Source organism: Streptomyces sp. VTCC 41912 (assembly GCF_045799175.1).
Classification (GTDB): domain Bacteria; phylum Actinomycetota; class Actinomycetes; order Streptomycetales; family Streptomycetaceae; genus Streptomyces; species Streptomyces albulus_C.
The window spans coordinates 221,871-238,927 of record NZ_JBJMAB010000010.1 but is presented as its reverse complement, the minus strand read 5'-3'; the positions used below and the strand labels follow the sequence as shown (position 1 = coordinate 238,927).

15 protein-coding genes and 4 pseudogenes are annotated in these 17,057 nt (G+C 69.0%); 9 read left to right on the top strand and 10 right to left on the bottom strand.

Features of this window, described 5'->3' with window-relative positions:
* Positions 1-323 precede the first annotated feature (323 nt).
* Positions 324-629 (bottom strand): hypothetical protein, encoded by a 306-nt coding sequence (locus ACJ6WD_RS17750; RefSeq protein ID WP_407616139.1) that lies wholly within the window; start codon positions 627-629, stop codon positions 324-326.
* A gap of 363 nt (positions 630-992) precedes the next feature.
* Here ACJ6WD_RS17750 and ACJ6WD_RS17745 point away from each other — a divergent pair, with 363 nt between their 5' ends.
* The 3 genes and pseudogenes from ACJ6WD_RS17745 (at position 993) to ACJ6WD_RS17735 (ending at position 3,995) form a co-directional block, all read left to right on the top strand.
* Positions 993-3,092 carry a protein kinase domain-containing protein gene (locus ACJ6WD_RS17745; protein WP_407616138.1) on the top strand — a complete coding sequence of 700 codons (2,100 nt, stop codon included), beginning with the start codon at positions 993-995 and terminating at the stop codon, positions 3,090-3,092.
* Between the two features lie 4 nt (positions 3,093-3,096).
* Positions 3,097-3,378, top strand: a pseudogene (locus ACJ6WD_RS17740) (hypothetical protein); the annotation flags it as partial.
* A 425-nt stretch (positions 3,379-3,803) separates the two neighbouring features.
* Entirely contained in the window at positions 3,804-3,995 is a 192-nt protein-coding gene (locus ACJ6WD_RS17735) for a hypothetical protein (RefSeq protein WP_407616137.1), read from the top strand.
* A 308-nt stretch (positions 3,996-4,303) separates the two neighbouring features.
* Here the strand turns inward: ACJ6WD_RS17735 and ACJ6WD_RS17730 are convergent, their stop codons facing one another.
* Positions 4,304-5,113, bottom strand: coding sequence for a polyprenyl synthetase family protein (locus ACJ6WD_RS17730; protein ID WP_407616160.1), 810 nt, complete (start codon positions 5,111-5,113; stop codon positions 4,304-4,306).
* 127 nt (positions 5,114-5,240) lie between these two features.
* Between ACJ6WD_RS17730 and ACJ6WD_RS17725 the strand changes: the two genes are divergently transcribed.
* Entirely contained in the window at positions 5,241-5,597 is a 357-nt protein-coding gene (locus ACJ6WD_RS17725) for a hypothetical protein (RefSeq protein WP_407616136.1), read from the top strand.
* A 60-nt stretch (positions 5,598-5,657) separates the two neighbouring features.
* Here the strand turns inward: ACJ6WD_RS17725 and ACJ6WD_RS17720 are convergent, their stop codons facing one another.
* Entirely contained in the window at positions 5,658-6,629 is a 972-nt protein-coding gene (locus ACJ6WD_RS17720) for a helix-turn-helix domain-containing protein (RefSeq protein WP_407616135.1), read from the bottom strand.
* A 291-nt stretch (positions 6,630-6,920) separates the two neighbouring features.
* Here ACJ6WD_RS17720 and ACJ6WD_RS17715 point away from each other — a divergent pair, with 291 nt between their 5' ends.
* Positions 6,921-8,330 carry an FAD-dependent oxidoreductase gene (locus tag ACJ6WD_RS17715; protein WP_376552992.1) on the top strand — a complete coding sequence of 470 codons (1,410 nt, stop codon included), beginning with the start codon at positions 6,921-6,923 and terminating at the stop codon, positions 8,328-8,330.
* 377 nt (positions 8,331-8,707) lie between these two features.
* On the opposite strand, the pseudogene ACJ6WD_RS17710 reads toward ACJ6WD_RS17715, so the two are convergent.
* Positions 8,708-8,818: pseudogene (locus ACJ6WD_RS17710) on the bottom strand (IS5/IS1182 family transposase); the annotation flags it as partial.
* A gap of 237 nt (positions 8,819-9,055) precedes the next feature.
* On the opposite strand from ACJ6WD_RS17710, the gene ACJ6WD_RS17705 reads away from it, so the two are divergent.
* Positions 9,056-9,754: a TMEM175 family protein gene (locus ACJ6WD_RS17705; RefSeq protein ID WP_233660076.1), complete on the top strand. Its 699-nt coding sequence runs from the start codon at positions 9,056-9,058 to the stop codon at positions 9,752-9,754.
* Between the two features lie 540 nt (positions 9,755-10,294).
* Here ACJ6WD_RS17705 and ACJ6WD_RS17700 read toward each other — a convergent pair.
* On the bottom strand, positions 10,295-10,861 hold the full coding sequence (locus ACJ6WD_RS17700) for a TetR family transcriptional regulator (protein WP_233660074.1): 567 nt from the start codon (positions 10,859-10,861) through the stop codon (positions 10,295-10,297).
* A gap of 117 nt (positions 10,862-10,978) precedes the next feature.
* Between ACJ6WD_RS17700 and ACJ6WD_RS17695 the strand changes: the two genes are divergently transcribed.
* The 3 genes and pseudogenes from ACJ6WD_RS17695 (at position 10,979) to ACJ6WD_RS17685 (ending at position 12,994) form a co-directional block, all read left to right on the top strand.
* A complete protein-coding gene (locus ACJ6WD_RS17695) occupies positions 10,979-11,911 on the top strand; it encodes an NADP-dependent oxidoreductase (protein WP_376439468.1) in 933 nt (310 codons plus the stop codon).
* Positions 11,908-12,177: pseudogene (locus tag ACJ6WD_RS17690) on the top strand (leucine zipper domain-containing protein); the annotation flags it as partial. The gene ACJ6WD_RS17695 and the pseudogene ACJ6WD_RS17690, both read left to right, overlap by 4 nt.
* A gap of 106 nt (positions 12,178-12,283) precedes the next feature.
* A complete protein-coding gene (locus tag ACJ6WD_RS17685) occupies positions 12,284-12,994 on the top strand; it encodes an SDR family NAD(P)-dependent oxidoreductase (protein ID WP_407616134.1) in 711 nt (236 codons plus the stop codon).
* 231 nt (positions 12,995-13,225) lie between these two features.
* On the opposite strand, the gene ACJ6WD_RS17680 is transcribed toward ACJ6WD_RS17685, so the two are convergent.
* From ACJ6WD_RS17680 to ACJ6WD_RS17660, 5 genes and pseudogenes are all read right to left on the bottom strand, one after another.
* Complete coding sequence (locus ACJ6WD_RS17680) at positions 13,226-13,525, bottom strand: hypothetical protein (protein WP_376439474.1); 300 nt, start codon at positions 13,523-13,525, stop codon at positions 13,226-13,228.
* Positions 13,526-13,650: 125 nt separating this feature from the next.
* Positions 13,651-13,852 (bottom strand): annotated as a pseudogene (locus ACJ6WD_RS17675) (transporter); the annotation flags it as partial.
* A 2-nt stretch (positions 13,853-13,854) separates the two neighbouring features.
* Positions 13,855-14,985: an LLM class flavin-dependent oxidoreductase gene (locus ACJ6WD_RS17670; protein WP_407616133.1), complete on the bottom strand. Its 1,131-nt coding sequence runs from the start codon at positions 14,983-14,985 to the stop codon at positions 13,855-13,857.
* A gap of 86 nt (positions 14,986-15,071) precedes the next feature.
* Positions 15,072-16,388, bottom strand: a complete 1,317-nt coding sequence (locus tag ACJ6WD_RS17665; protein ID WP_407616132.1) for an MFS transporter — start codon at positions 16,386-16,388, stop codon at positions 15,072-15,074.
* A gap of 76 nt (positions 16,389-16,464) precedes the next feature.
* The gene (locus ACJ6WD_RS17660; RefSeq protein WP_233660068.1) at positions 16,465-16,980 is read right to left on the bottom strand and encodes a flavin reductase family protein; all 516 of its coding nucleotides are present in this window, start codon (positions 16,978-16,980) and stop codon (positions 16,465-16,467) included.
* Positions 16,981-17,057: the final 77 nt, after the last annotated feature.

Below are 17,057 nucleotides of genomic sequence, written 5' to 3'. Positions count from 1 at the left end.
TGGCGAGGGCCGGCGGCACAGCAGGTTGGGGGTGAGGTCAAGCGGCGTGGTGGGCTGACTGGGCGGGAGTTCACCGAGGTCGGCGAGGGCGCGGCTGGCGGTGTCGTAGCCGTACCGGGTGAGGGGTGCCGTGGCGGAGGCGATGGCAGAGGGTGCCCGCGCATCCGGCCGGCTCTGGATCCCCCACACCGCTCGTAAGCCGGGCATCCGCAGCTCCCGGGCCGGAAGAGGCACCTGAACGTGCCCACGTCCGTGAGCAGCGCGGCGTCCGTCGTCAGCCGTGGACACCCGGGCCGGAGGCGTCAGCGCAGGCGACGGCTTCGTCACGTCGTGAAGAGGGACTCCCCCAGCGAACCGTTTCCCATTCCCATAGGGTCGGGGCCTCGGTGGCGGCGGCACTGGGGGCGCGCCTGCTCGATCGGGGCCAGCGCGTCGTCCGCGACGACGTCGAGCTCAGGGCAGGCCCGGCGGGTCAGCTCCCGCATCGCGGCGGTCTGCCGCTCCACCGCCTTCGCGGTGCCCAGGTCCGCCAGGGGCGGCCGGACAGCCTGCCGGTGCGCCTCGATCGCACGGCGGTGGCCGTCCGATGGCGTCCGGCGCGCCGGGCATGGCCGGGGTCGGGTCGTCAACCGGGTGCTGCCGCCTTGGAGGTTGCCGTCACCGCCTTGACTCGTGGCAAAGACCGTCGCACGTCTACGAGACGGCAGGCCCGGGCCGCTCTCCCCGATGAGCGCGGAGCCATCAGGGCTGCGGACCGCCGCCCGTTACCACCCCTGGTCTGAGACCTCGGCCATCCGACCGGAAGGCGCCGGATATCTCAGTCGTGACCTCTAGAACAGGACAGTGCTGCGGATCGGACGGAAGAACGGGAACATCGCCTTGCTGTCCGGAATCGCCGCCGATATGAGGAGCAACGGACACGGTCCCGCAGCAGGCGCCCTGGTCTGCAAGCCCTGCCTTGCAACTACCGGTGCAGCACTAAGGTGTTCGACGTGACAGAAGCGAACGGGGAATTGATCGGCGGCCGGTACCGACGGATCGAGCTGATAGGTCAGGGCGGCATGGGCCGCGTCTGGCGGGGTCGGGACGAGACGCTCGGGCGGGACGTCGCCATCAAGGAAGTGATATTCCCGCAGGGCATCACCGCCGAGCAGCGAGACGTCCTCCTCCAGCGTGTGACACGGGAGGCGCGCGCCGCAGCACGGCTCAACCATCCCGGGATCATCACGGTGCACGACGTGGTCGAACACCAGGGCGCGCCCGTGATCGTCATGGAATACGTGACCGGCATCTCCCTGGCCTCGTCGATCGCGCAGAGCGGAGGGCTGCCGGTCCGCACAGTCGCCGAGATCGGCACGAAGATGCTGCAGGCATTGAACCGCGCCCACGCATCCGGCATCGTCCATCGCGACCTCAAACCGGACAACGTCCTGCTGATGGACGACCGGGTCATCATCACCGATTTCGGCATCGCGCACATGGCGGACTCGACCACGGCGCTCACCCACACAGGCACGATCATCGGCACACCGGCCTACATGTCGCCCGAGCAGTTGGCGGGCAAGACTCCCTCAGCCGCCACCGACCTGTGGGCGTTGGGCGCCACGCTCTACAGCGCCGTCGAGGGTCAACCCCCCTTCAGTGCCGAGACCTTCACCGCACTGGTACTCGCCGTGATCACCGAGGACCCGCGCCCTGCCCTGCGTGCAGGGGGCCTGTGGCCGGTTCTTGCGGCCCTGCTGACGAAGGATCCGGCGCAACGTGCCACGGCCGCGCAAGCGCAGGCCGCGCTGGAGCAGGTGGAACGGACAGGAGCGGCCGTTCCCGTTCCGATTCCCACTCAGGTCGATTCCGTGCCGTCGCCGGGGCCGCACGCGGCACACCAGCTGCCAACCCAGACGGGCACCCCGTTCGCACCGCCCGTCTCCCCGGGGTCCGGCGGGACCCCGGCATCCGGGGCGCCCAGGACTCTCGGGCGGCGCAGCGTCCTGTGGCTCGGCCTGGGCGGGGCCGCTGTGCTGGCCGGCGGCATCGGGCTCGCCCTGAAGACCGGCGACCACACCCCACCGAAGCCCAAGGTGAAGCCGTGGGATTACACCGACGAGGGCCCGCGCCATGACGGCAATCCGCCTCCGTTCGCCGTGGCCGACGGCGCCCTGTACGTCTCCACCGAGGAGACCATCGTCGCCCTGGACGCGCGCACCGGACGCAAGCGCTGGAAAGGCCCCTCCGACTTCTCCCGGGAGTACAGGTACAGGAACCCCCTCGTGGCCGCCGACGGGGCGGTGTACGCGTCCGGCCAGATCGGCACCACGTATGGCCTGTGCGCACTGGACGCGGACGGCAGGAAGAAGTGGTTCTGCTCCTTCGCCGACTCCGACCACAGACCGGTCGTGACCGACGGAATCGTCTACATCACGGCGTACGACCATGTGTACGCCGTGCATGCGGACAACGGGCGGAAGCTGTGGAGCCATCCGCTGGGGGACAGGGACTCCGGCGGTCTGGCGGTGGCCGACGGCACCGTGTACGTCAGCGGCAGCAAAGCCCTGTACGCGCTGGACGCGGCCAGCGGCGCCAGGAAGTGGGCCTTCCCTCTCGACTACGGATCACGCATCAACCAACCACCCGTCGTTTCCGGCGGACTCGTGTACGTCCTCGACAACGTCACGAACCTCCACGCGCTCCACCCCGCCGAGGGCACCAGGAAGTGGTGGCTCAAGTTCGACGGGCAGGGCCTCCGCGCCGCGGGCGACATGCTCTACGTCACCGGCGGCGACGTTGGGGAAAACGGAATAGTCCACGCGCTCGACTCGTCGACGGGGAAGAGGAAGTGGGGGCGCAAGGTGAACTCCAGTCAGCTGTCGCCCACGCAGCTCGCACTGGCGGGTGACCTGCTCTTCGTCGCCAGTACCGAGGACAAGGACGGTACCGTCTACGCCGTCGACACCGGTGACGGCTCCCAACGCTGGTCCACCGGGATTCTGGAGAAGCTGGGCAGCGACATGGCGGCCGCCTACGGATTCGTGTACGCCTCCGTCAACGGCCGTGTCGTGGCCCTCGACGCGGCCACGGGGACGGCGCCGACCTGAGCACGAGCACGACATCGACGGGCGGCACCAGCACGCCGGGGAACAGCCCTGCGGGATGGTGCCGGGCGGCCCTGTGCGGGCCGTCCTTCTGACATGTACGGGGATTCCAGAGCGCACCCACGCCCGGCAGAACTCCTTCCACCGGCTCGCACGCTGCTTCGAACGGCGGGTCACCGTCATCGAAGCCTTCTTCGACCTCGCCGACGCGATCATCACCGGCCGCAGCCTGATCCGCCGAGCCTGGACCACCCACGGCTGGGATACACGTCCTCGATGCCGACTATGACCGATGCCCGGCGTACGGACGTTCAGGTGTCGGCCGACGGCCGGTCGCCCACTTGCACGGCCGCTGCCATAGCCGTCGGCACGTCCAGGACTGGTTGCTTGGTTTGGGTGTTGTCGCGCCGCGGCAATACCCATGCCCTGCTGAGAACGCCAAGCAACCGGGACGTGCAAGGACACATGCCCCCTGCGGCCGATGTCGGGCGTGAGTACGCTCACGTTTCCCGACGCGAGATCACAGCTGCGTTGCAACCCTTGGCTGGCGGCAACTGACTGAACAGGCAGCCTGGGCAATCTCAGCGACCTCGTCGACCCATGTCTTGATGTTGCCGGGTCAACCCGGACCGCCCCACGATCTGTGCCGGCCGCGACCAAGAGGCTGTCTCAGTCAGCCGGGTAGCGTGAGGGACAGCCGTATCGGACGTATGCGTGCGCGAGTCAACGGAGCTTGTCTCGACCGGCAACAAGACCATGAGCCACAAGCTCAAGCCGCCGATCCACGCGGAGGCTGCGGTCCCGTACTTCTGGCACCTGAAGTTCGCCCCGGCCCGCGCCGGATCACTCGCGAGTCGGAGGTCGGCCGGTACGTCGAAACGGCGGCAGCTCTGCCTGGCGCCGTGACCCGCGTAGGGAAGCCGTTCGCCATCGACCCGGCCGGGCTGACAGAGCCGCAGCACAGATGGAGAGCCCTCACCGTCCTCAGGGGAGCGACAGGCCCAAGCGCCGGCCCTGGTCGCGGCACGAGGCCGCTGCCCTGTGCTGAGCCCGTACTGAACGGGCCGACCGCGAAGACCAAGAAGGCTCAGCGCGCGGCAGACAGAGGACAGGCCGAGGAGCCGCGGACATGGTGCCCGCGCACACGCTGCTGGGCTTCTCCGGCTTCGAAGAGCCCGGATACCGGAGCCTGTTGTCCCGACCGCCCGGATCTCTCATGCCAGGTAGCGGGCGCCGGTGGCAAGGAGGTCGTCGTAGAGTGCGGCCGGCGGGTCCGCCTTTCGGAGGTGTTCGGCGGCCAGGCGCATGTGCTTGAGGTTCTGAGCCACGGTCCAGGCCCGGCCGCCGCATCGGTCGATCAGGACGGCGACGGCGGCGACCTCCTCCTCCCTGGGCTCGCCGTGGCCGCCGTAGTAGGCAGCGAGGAGTTCGCTGTCGCGGTGCCCGGATGCGAGGGCGGCCGTGACCATGGGCGTCATCTTGCGGCGGCGAATGTCGCCGCCCGGGGCTCGGCCCCTGTCGAGCGTCGGCCACACGCCCGTCAGGTCGTTGTGGTACTGGGCGGCCATGCCGAAGTGGAAGCCGTACCGTCCAACGGCCTCCACCTGCTCGCTGGTGGCGTCGGTGAACAGGACGGGCAGGCAGAACACGCCACGCAGACCGTCCGCGGCCTTGGCCTCGTTCACCGCGACGGCCTGCTCCAGGGACGTCCCGGTCCGCCCCTCCTGGCCGGTGTCGCGCACCTGACCCGCGCACAGGCGGCTCCAGCCGTCGCTCATCATCCGCAACGCCTGGTGGGCGCGGGGGTGGCTCTGCTCGCCCAAGAGGGAGTAGGCCAGCCCCAGCAGGGCGTCGCCCACCATGAGGGCGTACTCGGCGCCGTAGGCCGCCCACAGGGCCGGCCTCCCGCGGCGCACCGGGTCCCGGTCCAGGACGTCGTCGTGGATGATCGAGGTGTTCACCAGGAGATCACCGACGACGGTGGCGGCAAGGCCCCGTTCGGCCGGCCCGCCGGTCTCACGAATTCGACATCCGAAGAGACGCTTGCAAGATTCACCCGGGCTGCAGAGTGAGCAAGACCCGCCAAGCCGGGAGCGGCAAGCATGGAGGAGTGCTCACCACTCTCCAATTCTCACGAATCCAACTAAAACCGTGAAAGAGTTTTGCAAAATGCATGACTTTAAAAATGCGCCCGCCGACATCATCGTCGAGCGAGAGAAACTGGCGGAACAAGCACAGCGAGAGTTGGAGCTATCCGGTGTCGTAACTTTTCAGATGGCCATGAAGGTGCAGGTGGGAGCAGGAATTGAGGTTGACCGTGGCGATGATGCGGCGGGAGGAGTTTTCGTGACCTGGAAGCCCCATCCAACCCTTTCCACAGCGACCGTCGAAATCCTACAGAATGGCGAGTATCAAGCTCAAGCGATCCGACATCACGGCACCGCCACCGCAGCACTGTCGAGCGATGCGTCAGCGACCCTCGCCTGCCTACGGCTTTGGCTGCCATGACTTTGCGGACACGACCTAGGAATATGGGGAAATCCACCTGGATCAAACACCCTCTGCGGGCTACCGGCCTGCGGTGGGCGTCTCGGCGAATCGCTTCTTGTATGCCTTGACGAAATGGCTGCTGTCGGCGAAGTGCCAGCGGGCGGCGATCTCGGAGACGGTGAGGCGTGTCGAGAGCAGCTCTGCTCTGGCGCGTTCGAGTCGGCGTTCGCGCACGTATCCCATGACCGATGGCGTGCCCCCTTGGCCGAACGCGCGGTAGAGGGTGCGGACGGACACGTTCAGGGCCGCCGCGATCCCCTTGGGGGCGAGGTCGGGGTCGGCGAGCAGTCGGGCCTCTATGTGGTCCATCGCCGCCCTGAGGAGCGCGGGTGCGAACTCCGTGTCGTCGATGACCTGGTCGTTCATCAGTCCTCTGAACAGCTCCAGGGTCGCGTTGCGGGCGGCCCCGGCTGCGCCGGCACCGAGTCCGTCCGCCAGTTCCGCCCAGAGACGGAGGTGGGCGAGCAGAAGGGACGCGGCGGGTGACCCCTGGTCGGCGATGACCGCCCGGGTGTTCGCCGGGAAGCGGATCTCGCTCGCGGGAAGGACCAGGGTGATCGCCCGGGTGCCCCGGGCGACCTCGAAGTCCCAGAGATCCTCGTTCCTTCGCGCGCACAGCATTCCGGCCGCCGCCGTGGCTCGCTGCCCCTTCGTGGCGAAGCGCCACTCACCGCTGAGCGTCACGCTTGTCACGATCCGGTCCTCAAGGTGCCCACCCGGCCCCCCGGTGCCCCCCGCGACCGCGTCGCTGTGCTGGTCCTCCAGGAAGAGGTCGAGCAGATTCTGCTTCCAGATGCGGGCGCGGTAGGTCCCTTCGCTGTGTCGCGGCAGCCGCATGGGCGGAGCCGGCACCGACTCGCCCGCCTGACGCCGCCACTCCTTGAGGAGCACGGAGTTCCGGTTCTCGTTCGCATACGGCACGGTGACGTCGACCAAGGGTGTGGAAGGGTTCCCGATCCGCCAAGGAGACCCGCTGACTTCGGTGCGCATCCGGACCAAGCTACTCCTCCCCTGGCCACCGCCCCAGCCACCCAGCCACCCAGCCAGGCTCACCGTGTGGCCCTGGGTGGCAAGGAAGTACAACGCACGGGGCCGACTGGTACAAGTCGCAGGCGTCCAGGGCTTGTCATCATGATCGGGCGCCTCCTCGCCTCCCCGGCACGAGCGGGTTCTCTCCTCCGGGACGAGCAGGTTTCGCCGGACCTCCGGGGCCCTGGTTCCGACCGCCTGGGCGCTGATCCGCCTGCCCACGTCTGTCTCACTCACCAACTGGAGTATTCGGTGCCCGAATCCGTGGTGACTCTCTTCGAGAGTCTGGTGGGCGCTGAGCCGCCGCACGACGTACCCGTTCTGTTCGACACGGCGTGCGTGATGGGCGGGAGCATCGCGGGGCTCCTCGCGGCACGGGTGCTCTCCGACCACGCGCGCCAGGTCGTCATCGTCGAGCCCGACGACACATCGGCGGAGGCCGAGTCGCGCTCCGGGGTGCCCCAGGACCAGCAGGTGCACACGCTGCTGCCGGCCGGTCGACTGTGGATCGAGCGGTGGCTTCCCGGTGTGTCGCAGGAGGCGCAGGACCGGGGCGCGTCGCTCGTCGGACCCGACAAGCAGTTCGTCGGCCACGACGACATCCGGCAGGCGCCGGACGGCTTGGACCACCAGTTCCTCGCGGTCGGGCGTCCTCTGCTGGAGAATCTCGTCCGGGCCCGGGTCACCGCCCTGCCCAATGTCTCGGTCCTGCGGGCGCAGGCGACCGGGTTGCGATACGGCGACGGCGCCGTCGTCGGCGTGCGCTTCGCCGGGCCTGGGAACGGAGAGCGGGCGGAGGGGGACCTCGCAGCGGACTTCGTCGTGGACGCGATGGGACGCTCCAGCAGACTGTCGAACTGGCTCAGGCAGGACGGTTACGACCAGCCCCGGCTCGAACGGCTGGAATCCCCGGTCAACTACGCGACCGCGCTGTTTGAGCGCCCGGTGAAGTTCCCGGAGCTGGAAGTGGCGACCGTACTGCAGCTGTTCACGCCGCAGTACCCGTCGGGCGGAGTGTCCGTCGCGGCGGCGAACGCGATCGAAGAGCAGCAGTGGCTCGTCATGCTGATGGGCTACGGCGACAACCGGCCAGGCAGGACGCTCGACGATTTTCGCGCGCACTGTGCCGCGCTGCCCGCGATCTTCAGCGAGATCACCCGTGGCGGCGTCTCCCGCGAGGTGGTGACGTACCGTCAAGCGGACAGCAGACGCCGTCATTTCGCCGAAGCAGACCGCCTGCCGGCGCGCCTGGTCAGCGTGGGGGACGCCGTGGCCTCCTTCAACCCGATCTACGGCCAGGGCATGAGTTCCGCCGCTCTGCACGCCTCCTGCTTGGCCTCCTATCTCGACGGCGGGACCGACCTCGACCAAGCGGCCACGGAGTTCTTCCGTCTGCAGCAGGTGGTCGTCGACGCGGCTTGGGCCGTGTCCGCGGGAGGTGACGCCGCCCGCATCGACGCCGAGAACGGCACCGAGGTGCCGGAGGACGTGCGGCAGCAGCGCCGGGTCATGGAGCAGATCGCCGGCGCCGCTCTCGTCGATGCGGACGTGTCGCGGGCATTCAACAACGTCTCCTACATGCTGCGTCACCCCGGCACGCTGTTCGATCCAGGGCTCCTGGAAAAGGCGGCGGCCACCAGCGAAGGAGCTGCCGCGAAGTGACGGACACCACGATCGACGGGTACATCGGCCTGTCGGACCGGGCGGTGCACGACGACTCGGCGCTCGAGGAACTGCCGACTCTGCTCGCCCCTGACGCGACCGTCCGAATCGGTCCGGGAACAGTCCGTGGCTGTGCGGCCGACGCTGCTGCTTTCCCTCGCGACCACTTCGCCAGCTTCGCCGGCTCCCGGCATTACTGGAACACAGCGGTGCTCGAAGACGGGACGTTGCGGGCCGAGTGGGCAGCTGCGTCCCGCATGGCGGGCGGCCAACTCATGTCAGTGGCCGGGGTGGAGCACGCGCAACTCGACGGCCATGGCCTCATCGCCGACCTGCGCGGTGAGTTCACCCGTGTTCCCGGCCAAGACGTCGTTGCCGTTGGTGAGTCGGCGGTAGTCGATCCGTCTGGTGGCTATGGCGGTGAACGCGAGGAAGGGCTCGGGCTTGCGCTCGTAACGTCGGTGCAGGCGGCGGCAGTTGGATAGCCAGATTCCTCAAGGACTCACCAAAGATTAACCTTGAACAACCAATTGATAATCCGAACGCCCCAGTCGGCCGCGCCTCGACAGGATGACCCTGTGCGTAGGGGCAGCGGCTGCGGACTCTGTCAACTTCTCACTGACTCCATGGGTGGAGTCGGCGCAGTTGGTTGGCACGTCCATGACCAGCAGGGTCCGGTAGCGATGGCAGGGGCGGCGGGCATGACAAGGGAGAGGTGCAAACACATGGGTGCCAGTGGCGTCATCGACGAGACCGGAACGGGACGGGGCGGCCCGGGAGAGCCCCCGGTTCCCGCCCCGGACAGGATCGAGGGGGGTCTCTCGGGAGAGCGGCTGGTGTTGTTCACCGACGCGGTGACCGCGATCTCCATCACCCTGCTGATCCTGCCGTTGGTGGACCTCGTCCCCGAGGCCGCGTCCGCCCACGAGGGCGCCAGCGAGGTGATCACCGGTCACCTCGACCAGGTCTGGAGCTTCCTGCTCAGCTTCGCGGTCATCGCGAACATCTGGCAGGAGCACCACCGGACCTTCTCGACGGTCGTCAAGGCCACCCGCTCCCTGACGGTGTGGAACATGGGGTGGCTGTTGTCGGTCGTCGTGCTCCCACTCCCGACGGAGATGATCGGCGCCTTCGGCCGCGACCGGTTCGTGGCGGCGTTCTACTACGCGGTGCTCCTGGTCGGCATGGTGTGCCGGGTAGCCATGCTGAAGATCCTGAAGAGCAACCCGGGGATGGTCGAGAGCGATGGCGAAGAATCCCGCCTCAGGATCGCGCGCCTGTACACCGACAGTTACATCAACGTCATCGCCGTGGTCGTCGCGTTCGCCCTCGCCCTCGCCGTACCGGTGCTGCAGTACTACAGCCTTCTGCTGCTGATCCTGCCGGGGCGGGTGCGCTTCACGGGCCGGCGCCGCTCGCGCTGACCACGGAAGCGGCCAGTGCCCAGGGGCATCTGCCCCGCTATCCGCTCGATGGTCAGCTGCCCCTTGCCCAGGTCCCGTCGCCAGCGGACGACTTGGAGGGCCTGGCGTGCGCGGGGGTGATCGAGGTGCGCGAACGAGGCCGTCTTCTGACGGCGGGTCTCGTCGCAGTGGTGGCCTCGTCCGCGTTCGCAGCGGTCCACGGGCGCCCGGCGTTGTAGCGCAGGGCCGACTTCTCACGCATCGTCGCCTCGGCCGACCCGTCGTCCTCCGGGACCAGAGTCGCGACCGTCGCGACCGCCGAGGCCACCGCCGCACCTCGGTGAACGTCCCGTGCGCCTCGGCCTGTTCATCGGTCAGAAGCTCCGCCGGCACGGCCGGACCGCAGCCAGCCCGACTCCCAGCCGACCGGCTTTCCCCGAATCTCAGCAGGGTCCACGGCCGGTGTGCCAGCCGTATCGACCACGAGCGTTGTCGACAGATGGCGAGCGGGCGAGGACTGGCTGTTCAACGTTGACGGGCGCGGGCTGGCCGGAAGGTGGTTCAGCCGCTGGCGGCCAGGGCCCGCAGTCGGTCCAACGTCTCGCGCATGATGTCTTGCAAGACCTGATCGTCGGTGGCGGTGACCCATCGTGAGAAGGCGACGCGGAACACGACGATGCTGGTCTCCGCGGCCAGGCTGGCCTCGATGTCGCCGATGCCTCGCTGTCGCAACCTGTCGGCCAGGGCGGTCGACAGGGATGTGAGCTTGATCAACTCGCGTTCGCGGAGCTCGGCGTTGGCCATGATCACGGCCTGCCGCTTCCGGGCGAGCTCACGGTCGACACCCACTGTCTGGGCCACGGTTTCGAGCACGGCCGCGACGGCATCCAGCGCCGACGTCGTGGTCGGCAACCCCTCGAGAGCAGCCAGTGACTTCTCTTCCAGGGCGGAGGAATCGTCGAAGAGGACCTCGCGTTTATCGGCGAAATACCGGAAGAACGTGCGCGCGGTGACGCCCGCCCGCTCAGCTATGTCCGCCACCATCGTCTGCTCGAAGCCGCGCTCCAGATAGAGCGACAGCGCGGCCTCGCGCAGCCGGTCACCGGCCCCAGGCTTCCACCGTCCCATGCCGAGAGTGTAGGTGATGGCACCTCGTGACACCGCGCTCCGCCCGCCGTGATGTCACTTGATGACATCGCAGTGGTACAGTGATGTCATTCGATGACGTCACTTGTGGAGGCACCGATGAAGCGCATCCAGTACCACCAGTACGGCGGCCCCGAAGTGATGCGTCTGGAGGATTTCGAGCCGACTCGTCCTGGTTCCGGGGAGGTTCTGGTCCGCGTGCGGGCAGCCGCGGCCAACCCGATGGACTGGGGTATCCGCAGCGGCGCCATGAAGATGGTGACCGGACGGAAGTTCCCGCGCGCACTGGGCTACGACTTCGCGGGCGTCGTCGAGGCGGTCGGCGAGGGCGTCACTCGGCTCGCCGTCGGCGACGACGTGCTCGGCGGGGCGTCGATCAAGGCATCGGGAGCCTTCGCCGAGATGGTCCTGGCCGCGGAGAGAGGGGTCGTGAAGAAGCCCGCGGAACTCTCCTTCGAGGAGGCCGCCGCCATCCCGACCGTTGGCCTCACCGCACTCCAAGCCGTGGTCAGGAAGGGAAAGCTGCGGCCCGGGCAATCGGTCTTCATCAACGGCTGCCTCGGTGGAGTCGGCCGCGCCGGCGCCCAGCTCGCGCTGGCGCACGGCGCCTCAGTGGGAGGCAGCTGCCGCACCACCGCCACGCAGGACGCACACGACCTCGGCCTCGACCCGATCGTCGAATTCGACTTCGACCCGACGGCGCTCAGCGGCCGATTCGACCTCGTCGTCGACACTGCCGGCACGCTCCCGACCGGCGCAGCGAAGAAGATGCTGAAGCCGGACGGACGCATCGTCAGCATCCACCCCACCCCCGCGAACATCGCAAGGAGCGCACTGCCGGGCCCGTACAACGTCTTGATCACCAGACCCGTCACGGAGGACCTCGGGGAGGTCGCGCGCGCCGCTGGACGCGGCACACTGCGGGTGCCGATCGCCCGCACGGTGCCACTCGCGGAAGCCATCGCGGCACTCGCAGAGCTCGAACGCGACGGCACGCCCAAGGGCGGCAAACTCGTCATCACGACCGAATGACCGCAGGGGTATTGGCCTCATATCCCCACGCCCGGCCGACCGTTCACGGCCGCCGACTCCTGGTCGACCGTCTCCGGGCCAGACATCCCGTCGTCCACGTCGCTGACGAGACGGGCATCTCCCGGGCTACGGCGCACACGTGGGTTCGGCACCGGCCGGCCGAGGGCGATGCGGGCCTGTGCGACCGCACGAGCCAGCCCCGAGCCACTCCACACCGCACGCCCGCCGACGTGGAGGAACGGATCCGCGCTCAACGACGCGAGCAGATCTCCTTCACATCCAAGTGGTCGTTGCGGCGCACTCCCCCGCCCCACGGCCCGGACCGCTCAGCGATCCCCCTCCACCTCCCCGGAACACGCAAAGGAACGCATCATGTCCGCACCTGCAGCTTTGATAACCGGCGGAACCAGCGGCATCGGCAAAGCGACCGCTGAACTGCTCCACACCCGCGGCTACCGCGTCATGGTCACCGGCCTCGACACTCTCGCCGCCGGGCTTCCCGAAGACATCACGGTCGTGCGGGCCGACGCACGGTCCCTGCCGGACATCGACCAGGCAATGGACCAGGCACGCCGGCAATTCGGCTCCCTCGACCTGCTCTTCCTCAACGCGGGCATCTCCCGCCCCGGCCCGATCGAAGCAACCGACGAAGACACCTTCGACGCCCTGTTCGACATCAACGTCAAGGGCAACTTCTTCACCCTGCAAAAGGCACTCCCGCTCCTCAGCGAAGGCGCCTCCGTCGTGTTCACCGTGGGCGCCGGCGAAGGGATGGGGGCCGCCATGACAGCCGCCAAGGGCGCCCTGCTGCCTCTCGTGCGGTCCCTCGCGCTCGAACTCGCCCCTCGTCGCATCCGCGTCAACGCCATCAGCCCAGGAGTGATCAACACCCCCGCCTACGGCAGGATGGGCATCTCCCAGGAAACGATCGGCTCCTGGGGCCAGGGCATCCCGCTCGGACGCGTCGGCGCTGCCGCCGACATCGCCGACGCCGTGGCCTTCCTCGCTTCGGACGCCGCCAGCTACATCACCGGCGACAACCTCACCGTCTCCGGCGGCATCGGCATTCACACCCGCCCCTGACGCCCAACTCCTCACCCGGCTCTGACGAGGAACGTTCACCGAGGGCGGCCTGCCCCGGCCTGTCACCCGCGCCTGCCTACGGATGCCGCAAGCGCCACCACGCCGGACGGGCAGCCTGGGGGGGGCGCCAAGGTCCCTCCCTTGAAGCCCCGAGGGGCGCCGGTTGGGTCGGCGCCCCTCGGTCACTGTTGCGCGAGTGCCGGGTCGGTGCTGTGCAGGTCCCGCCTTTGGTCACTGTGTCCCGGAGCAGGTGCCTTGGACGGTCACCCAAATGTTGTTGTCGGGCGTGGTGCCGCTGGCCACCACCGTGGAGTAACAGCCGTGCGGGAGCTTGCTGTCCGCGTTCGACCGGGCACCGTCCAGCGAGCTGCTGACCCCGGTGACGTAGACGTAGTAGGTGGCCGAGTCCGCCGTCGCCGCTGACCGGCCTGGACCGGCAGTGGCGGCCGATGCCGGGGCGGCCAGCGCCACCCCGGCCAGCAGGGTCGCCGCGACCACGGCGAGTGTGGTTCTCGCGAGCTTTCCGTGCACGGAGTCCTCCCGATCAATATCCCTACGGCGCACGGAAGTTACGCCGCACGCAGGGAATCTAAAGGGCATTTTCACACGGCGCAACAGTCGTTGCATCATGTGCAACCGCCGCTGGTAGGCGACACGTACGGCTTGCGCTGCACCCGCGTGACACCGTCCCCGACGCCGAGCAGCACCTCGTCGAGCGCCTCGGCCAGCTCCGCCAGCGCTCCGCTTGGCCGTGCCCGCGAGCCCCGTGACGGAGGCGACGGTCTCCAGGCCGATGCAGTCGTCGCCGTAGTACCGGTAGCGGACCAGGTCGATGCTGCGGCGGTGCTCGCGCACCGAACTCAGCCGCCGACCGGTCGCAGAGCGGCGACGTCGGCGGTCGGGGCTGGGGCGTCCGCCGCTTTCTGCCGCAGGGTGTCGCGCTTGGCGACCTCCGCGCGCACGATCGGGATGACCTCGCGCCCGAACTCGACGGCGTCCTCCAGGTAGTCGTAGCCGTGGGCCGCGATGATCTCCACCCCGAGGTCGACGTAGTCGAGCAGCGCGGCCGCGACCGTCTCGGGCGTGCCGACCAGCGCCGCCACGGGGCCGCCACCGCCGGTGGCGGCCACCGTCCCGGTCCACAGGCAGCGGTCGAAGCGCTCGCCCCGCGCGGCAAGCTGGCGCAGACGGTGGGAGGCGACGTCCGCACTCTTGCTGAGCCCCTGCTTGCGGGCGTGGATCTGGTCGACGACGCGGTGCGCCTTCTCCCAAGCCTGTTCCTCCGTGGCGCCGAGGATCGGCCGGAAGGCGCAGTGCAGACGGGGCATCTCGGTGCGTCCGGCCGCTCGGGCCGCCGTGTACACGGAGTTGATCTGCTCGGCGGTGCCGGCCAGGGACTCCGCCCACAGGCCGTAGATGTCCGCCTCCGCGCCGCCAACCGCGTACGCCGCTGGCGACGAGCCGCCGAACGAGAGTGCGGGCCGGGGCTGTTGCGCCGGGAAGACGTCGCTGACGAAGTCGTGGAAGCGGTAGTGCTCGCCTTGGTAGTCGAAGGGTTCGTGCGAGGTCCACGCCTTCTTGACGATCTGCATGTACTCGCGAGTGCGTGCGTACCGCTCGTCCTTCTTCAGGAAGTCGCCCTCGCGCTGCTGGTCGTCGTCGAAGGCCCCGCTGATGAAGTGCAGGGTGAGCCGACCGTCCGTGACGTGGTCGAAGGTGGCGAACGTGGTGGCCGCGAAGGTGGGACAGGACACGTTCGGCCGGTGCGCCACGAGGAACTCGATGTGGTCGGTGTTCGCGGCGAGGTATGCGGCGATCTGCGCGGGGTCCGGCCAGTTGGAACGGTAGGCGATCAGCAGGCGGTCCCAGCCGGCCTGCTCGTGTGCCTGGGCGAGGCGCAGCGTGTACTCCTTGTCGAACACCGGGCCGGAACGCGCGCGGGTCTCCGAACCGTCGTTGGTCATGGCAGAGCCTACGAAGCTCACGGGCATGGCGTGTCGTCTCCTCAAAGGGCGGGCCCCGGTCAGGGGCTGCCGGTCGTTCTTCGGCGCGAGCAGAGCACCGCTCGCGGAGGTTGTCAGGTTGTGGACGGCCCGACGGCGCGGGCGTCGGCCGCCGGCCGTCCATGTCGGCGATGGAACGCGGCTGCGACGACGCCGGCCGCCAGGAGGATGGCCGCGCCGCCGAGGACGAAGGGCGCCCGGCCACCGAGTGCGTCGGCCAGCCAGCCGGTCAGCGGGCCGCCGAGGGGGGTGCCGCCGAGCAGCACGAGCATGTAGAGGCCCGTGACGCGCCCGCGCACCTCGTCGCTCACCGACGTCTGGACGGTGGTGTGTGCCGCGATGACGAACACCGTCGCTGCGGTGCCGGTGCCGACCAGCAGCAAGCCGAAGAGCCAGATGCCGGGCATGAGTCCGAGGGCCAGGTCCAGTACCCCCAGTAGGGCGGCGGACCGTACGAGCAGCATCCGCAGACGTTCCAGGGAGGTCTTGCCGCGCAGCGAGGCGATCACGGAGCCGGCCAGCATGCCCAGCGCCAGCAGCGTCGACAGCAGCCCGAAGGAGCCGGCGCCGGCGCCGAAGACCTTCGCGGCGGCCGTCGCCACGGCGGTGCTGAAACTGGCGAGCGTGCCGACCACCAAAGTGAGGCCCATCAGGAGCATCAGATCCGGATCGTTCCAGGTGTAGCGCAGGCCCTCGCCGAGCTGTCCCCGAGCCCGCCGCGCGGTGGGCCTGCGGTGCAGGGTGCTCGGGTCGGTCGCCATCAGCCCCGCCACCACCGCGGCGAAACTCACGGTGTTGCACAGGAAGACCGGCCCCGTGCCCCACCAGCCGATGGCCCAGCCCGCAAGGGCCGGACCGACGACGCGGGACACGTTGAACGTCGTCGAGTTCAGCGCGACGGCCTTGGACACGTCGTCCTTGCCCACCATCTCCACCACGAACGACTCGAAGATCGGAGCGTCCAGCGCGGAAAGGCAGCCGAGGGCGAAACACAGCAGGTAGACGTGCCAGAGCCGTACCGAACCGGTGAGTTCCAGCAGCCCCAGGACGAGTGCGCACATTCCCATCAGGGACTGCAGCGCCATCAAGGCCCTGCGTACGTCGAGGCGGTCGGCGAGTACGCCTGCCCACAGGGACAGCAGGAGAACCGGCAGGAACTGCAGACCCGTCGCCACCCCCAGCGCCACCGGGTCCTTGCCCGACAGTTCCAGTACGAGCCAATCCTGTGCGATCCGCTGCATCCACGTGCCGACCAGGGAGAAGACCTGCCCGGTCAGGAACCGGCGGTAGTTGGGCTGCCGGAGGATGTCGAATCCGTCGACCAGCCGCAGGAGCAGCGGCGGACGGGCGAGGGCACCGCCCCGCCCGCACCGGCTCGTATCGGTGCCCAATCGAGTCTCCCTCACTGTTCCCCTTATCGGCTCGGTTCTCAGGCCCGGCCCCTGGTACTGATCGCCGACATGGCGTTCACCGAAGCAGCGGCGCCAAGTGGTGGAAGCCGCCGTCGTGGTAGAGCAGCGGCCTGCCCGGTCCCGAGGTGCGGCCGGTGAGGGCCTCGGCGACGACGATGCGGTGGCCCGCAGCGGGCATGCGGGCGACGATCCGGCACACGAGCCGCCCGAGGACCCCGTCCAGCAGGGGCACGCCGTTGGGGCCGGGCTGCCAGGCGGTGGAGGCGGCGAAGCGATCGGCTCCGCTGCGGGCGAACGTGGCCCCCAACTCCCGCTGGTCGGCGGCCAGAAGGTGCACTCCCACGTACTCGGCCTGTGCGATGACCGGCCAGCAGGAGTTCGAGGTGCCGATGCCGAACGAGACCAGCGGTGGGTCCAGGGAGACCGAGTTGAGCGAGGTGGCGGTGAATCCCACGGGCTTGTCGCCGAAGGCCGTGATCACGGCGACGCCGGCCGCGTGCTGTCGGAACACCGAACGCAGCAGCTCCGCAGTGGCCGGCTCTTCCGGACCGGCCGTTGCCGGGTGTGTCATGGGTTGACCGTTCTCCGTTCCGGGCGCCCAGGGGCGCCGTGGTCTGCCGGGTGAGGGAGCGTCTGTCGCCGTGCGGG

Excerpts from the sequence above, each read along its gene's own strand:
- ACJ6WD_RS17685 (WP_407616134.1), top strand. The coding sequence starts at position 12,284 with ATGTCCGCACCTGCAGCTTTGATAACCGGCGGAACCAGCGGCATCGGC.
- ACJ6WD_RS17670 (WP_407616133.1), bottom strand. The coding sequence starts at position 14,985 with ATGCCCGTGAGCTTCGTAGGCTCTGCCATGACCAACGACGGTTCGGAG.
- ACJ6WD_RS17705 (WP_233660076.1), top strand. The coding sequence starts at position 9,056 with ATGGGTGCCAGTGGCGTCATCGACGAGACCGGAACGGGACGGGGCGGC.
- ACJ6WD_RS17700 (WP_233660074.1), bottom strand. The coding sequence starts at position 10,861 with ATGGGACGGTGGAAGCCTGGGGCCGGTGACCGGCTGCGCGAGGCCGCG.
- ACJ6WD_RS17720 (WP_407616135.1), bottom strand. The coding sequence starts at position 6,629 with ATGCGCACCGAAGTCAGCGGGTCTCCTTGGCGGATCGGGAACCCTTCC.
- ACJ6WD_RS17660 (WP_233660068.1), bottom strand. The coding sequence starts at position 16,980 with ATGACACACCCGGCAACGGCCGGTCCGGAAGAGCCGGCCACTGCGGAG.
- ACJ6WD_RS17695 (WP_376439468.1), top strand. The coding sequence starts at position 10,979 with ATGAAGCGCATCCAGTACCACCAGTACGGCGGCCCCGAAGTGATGCGT.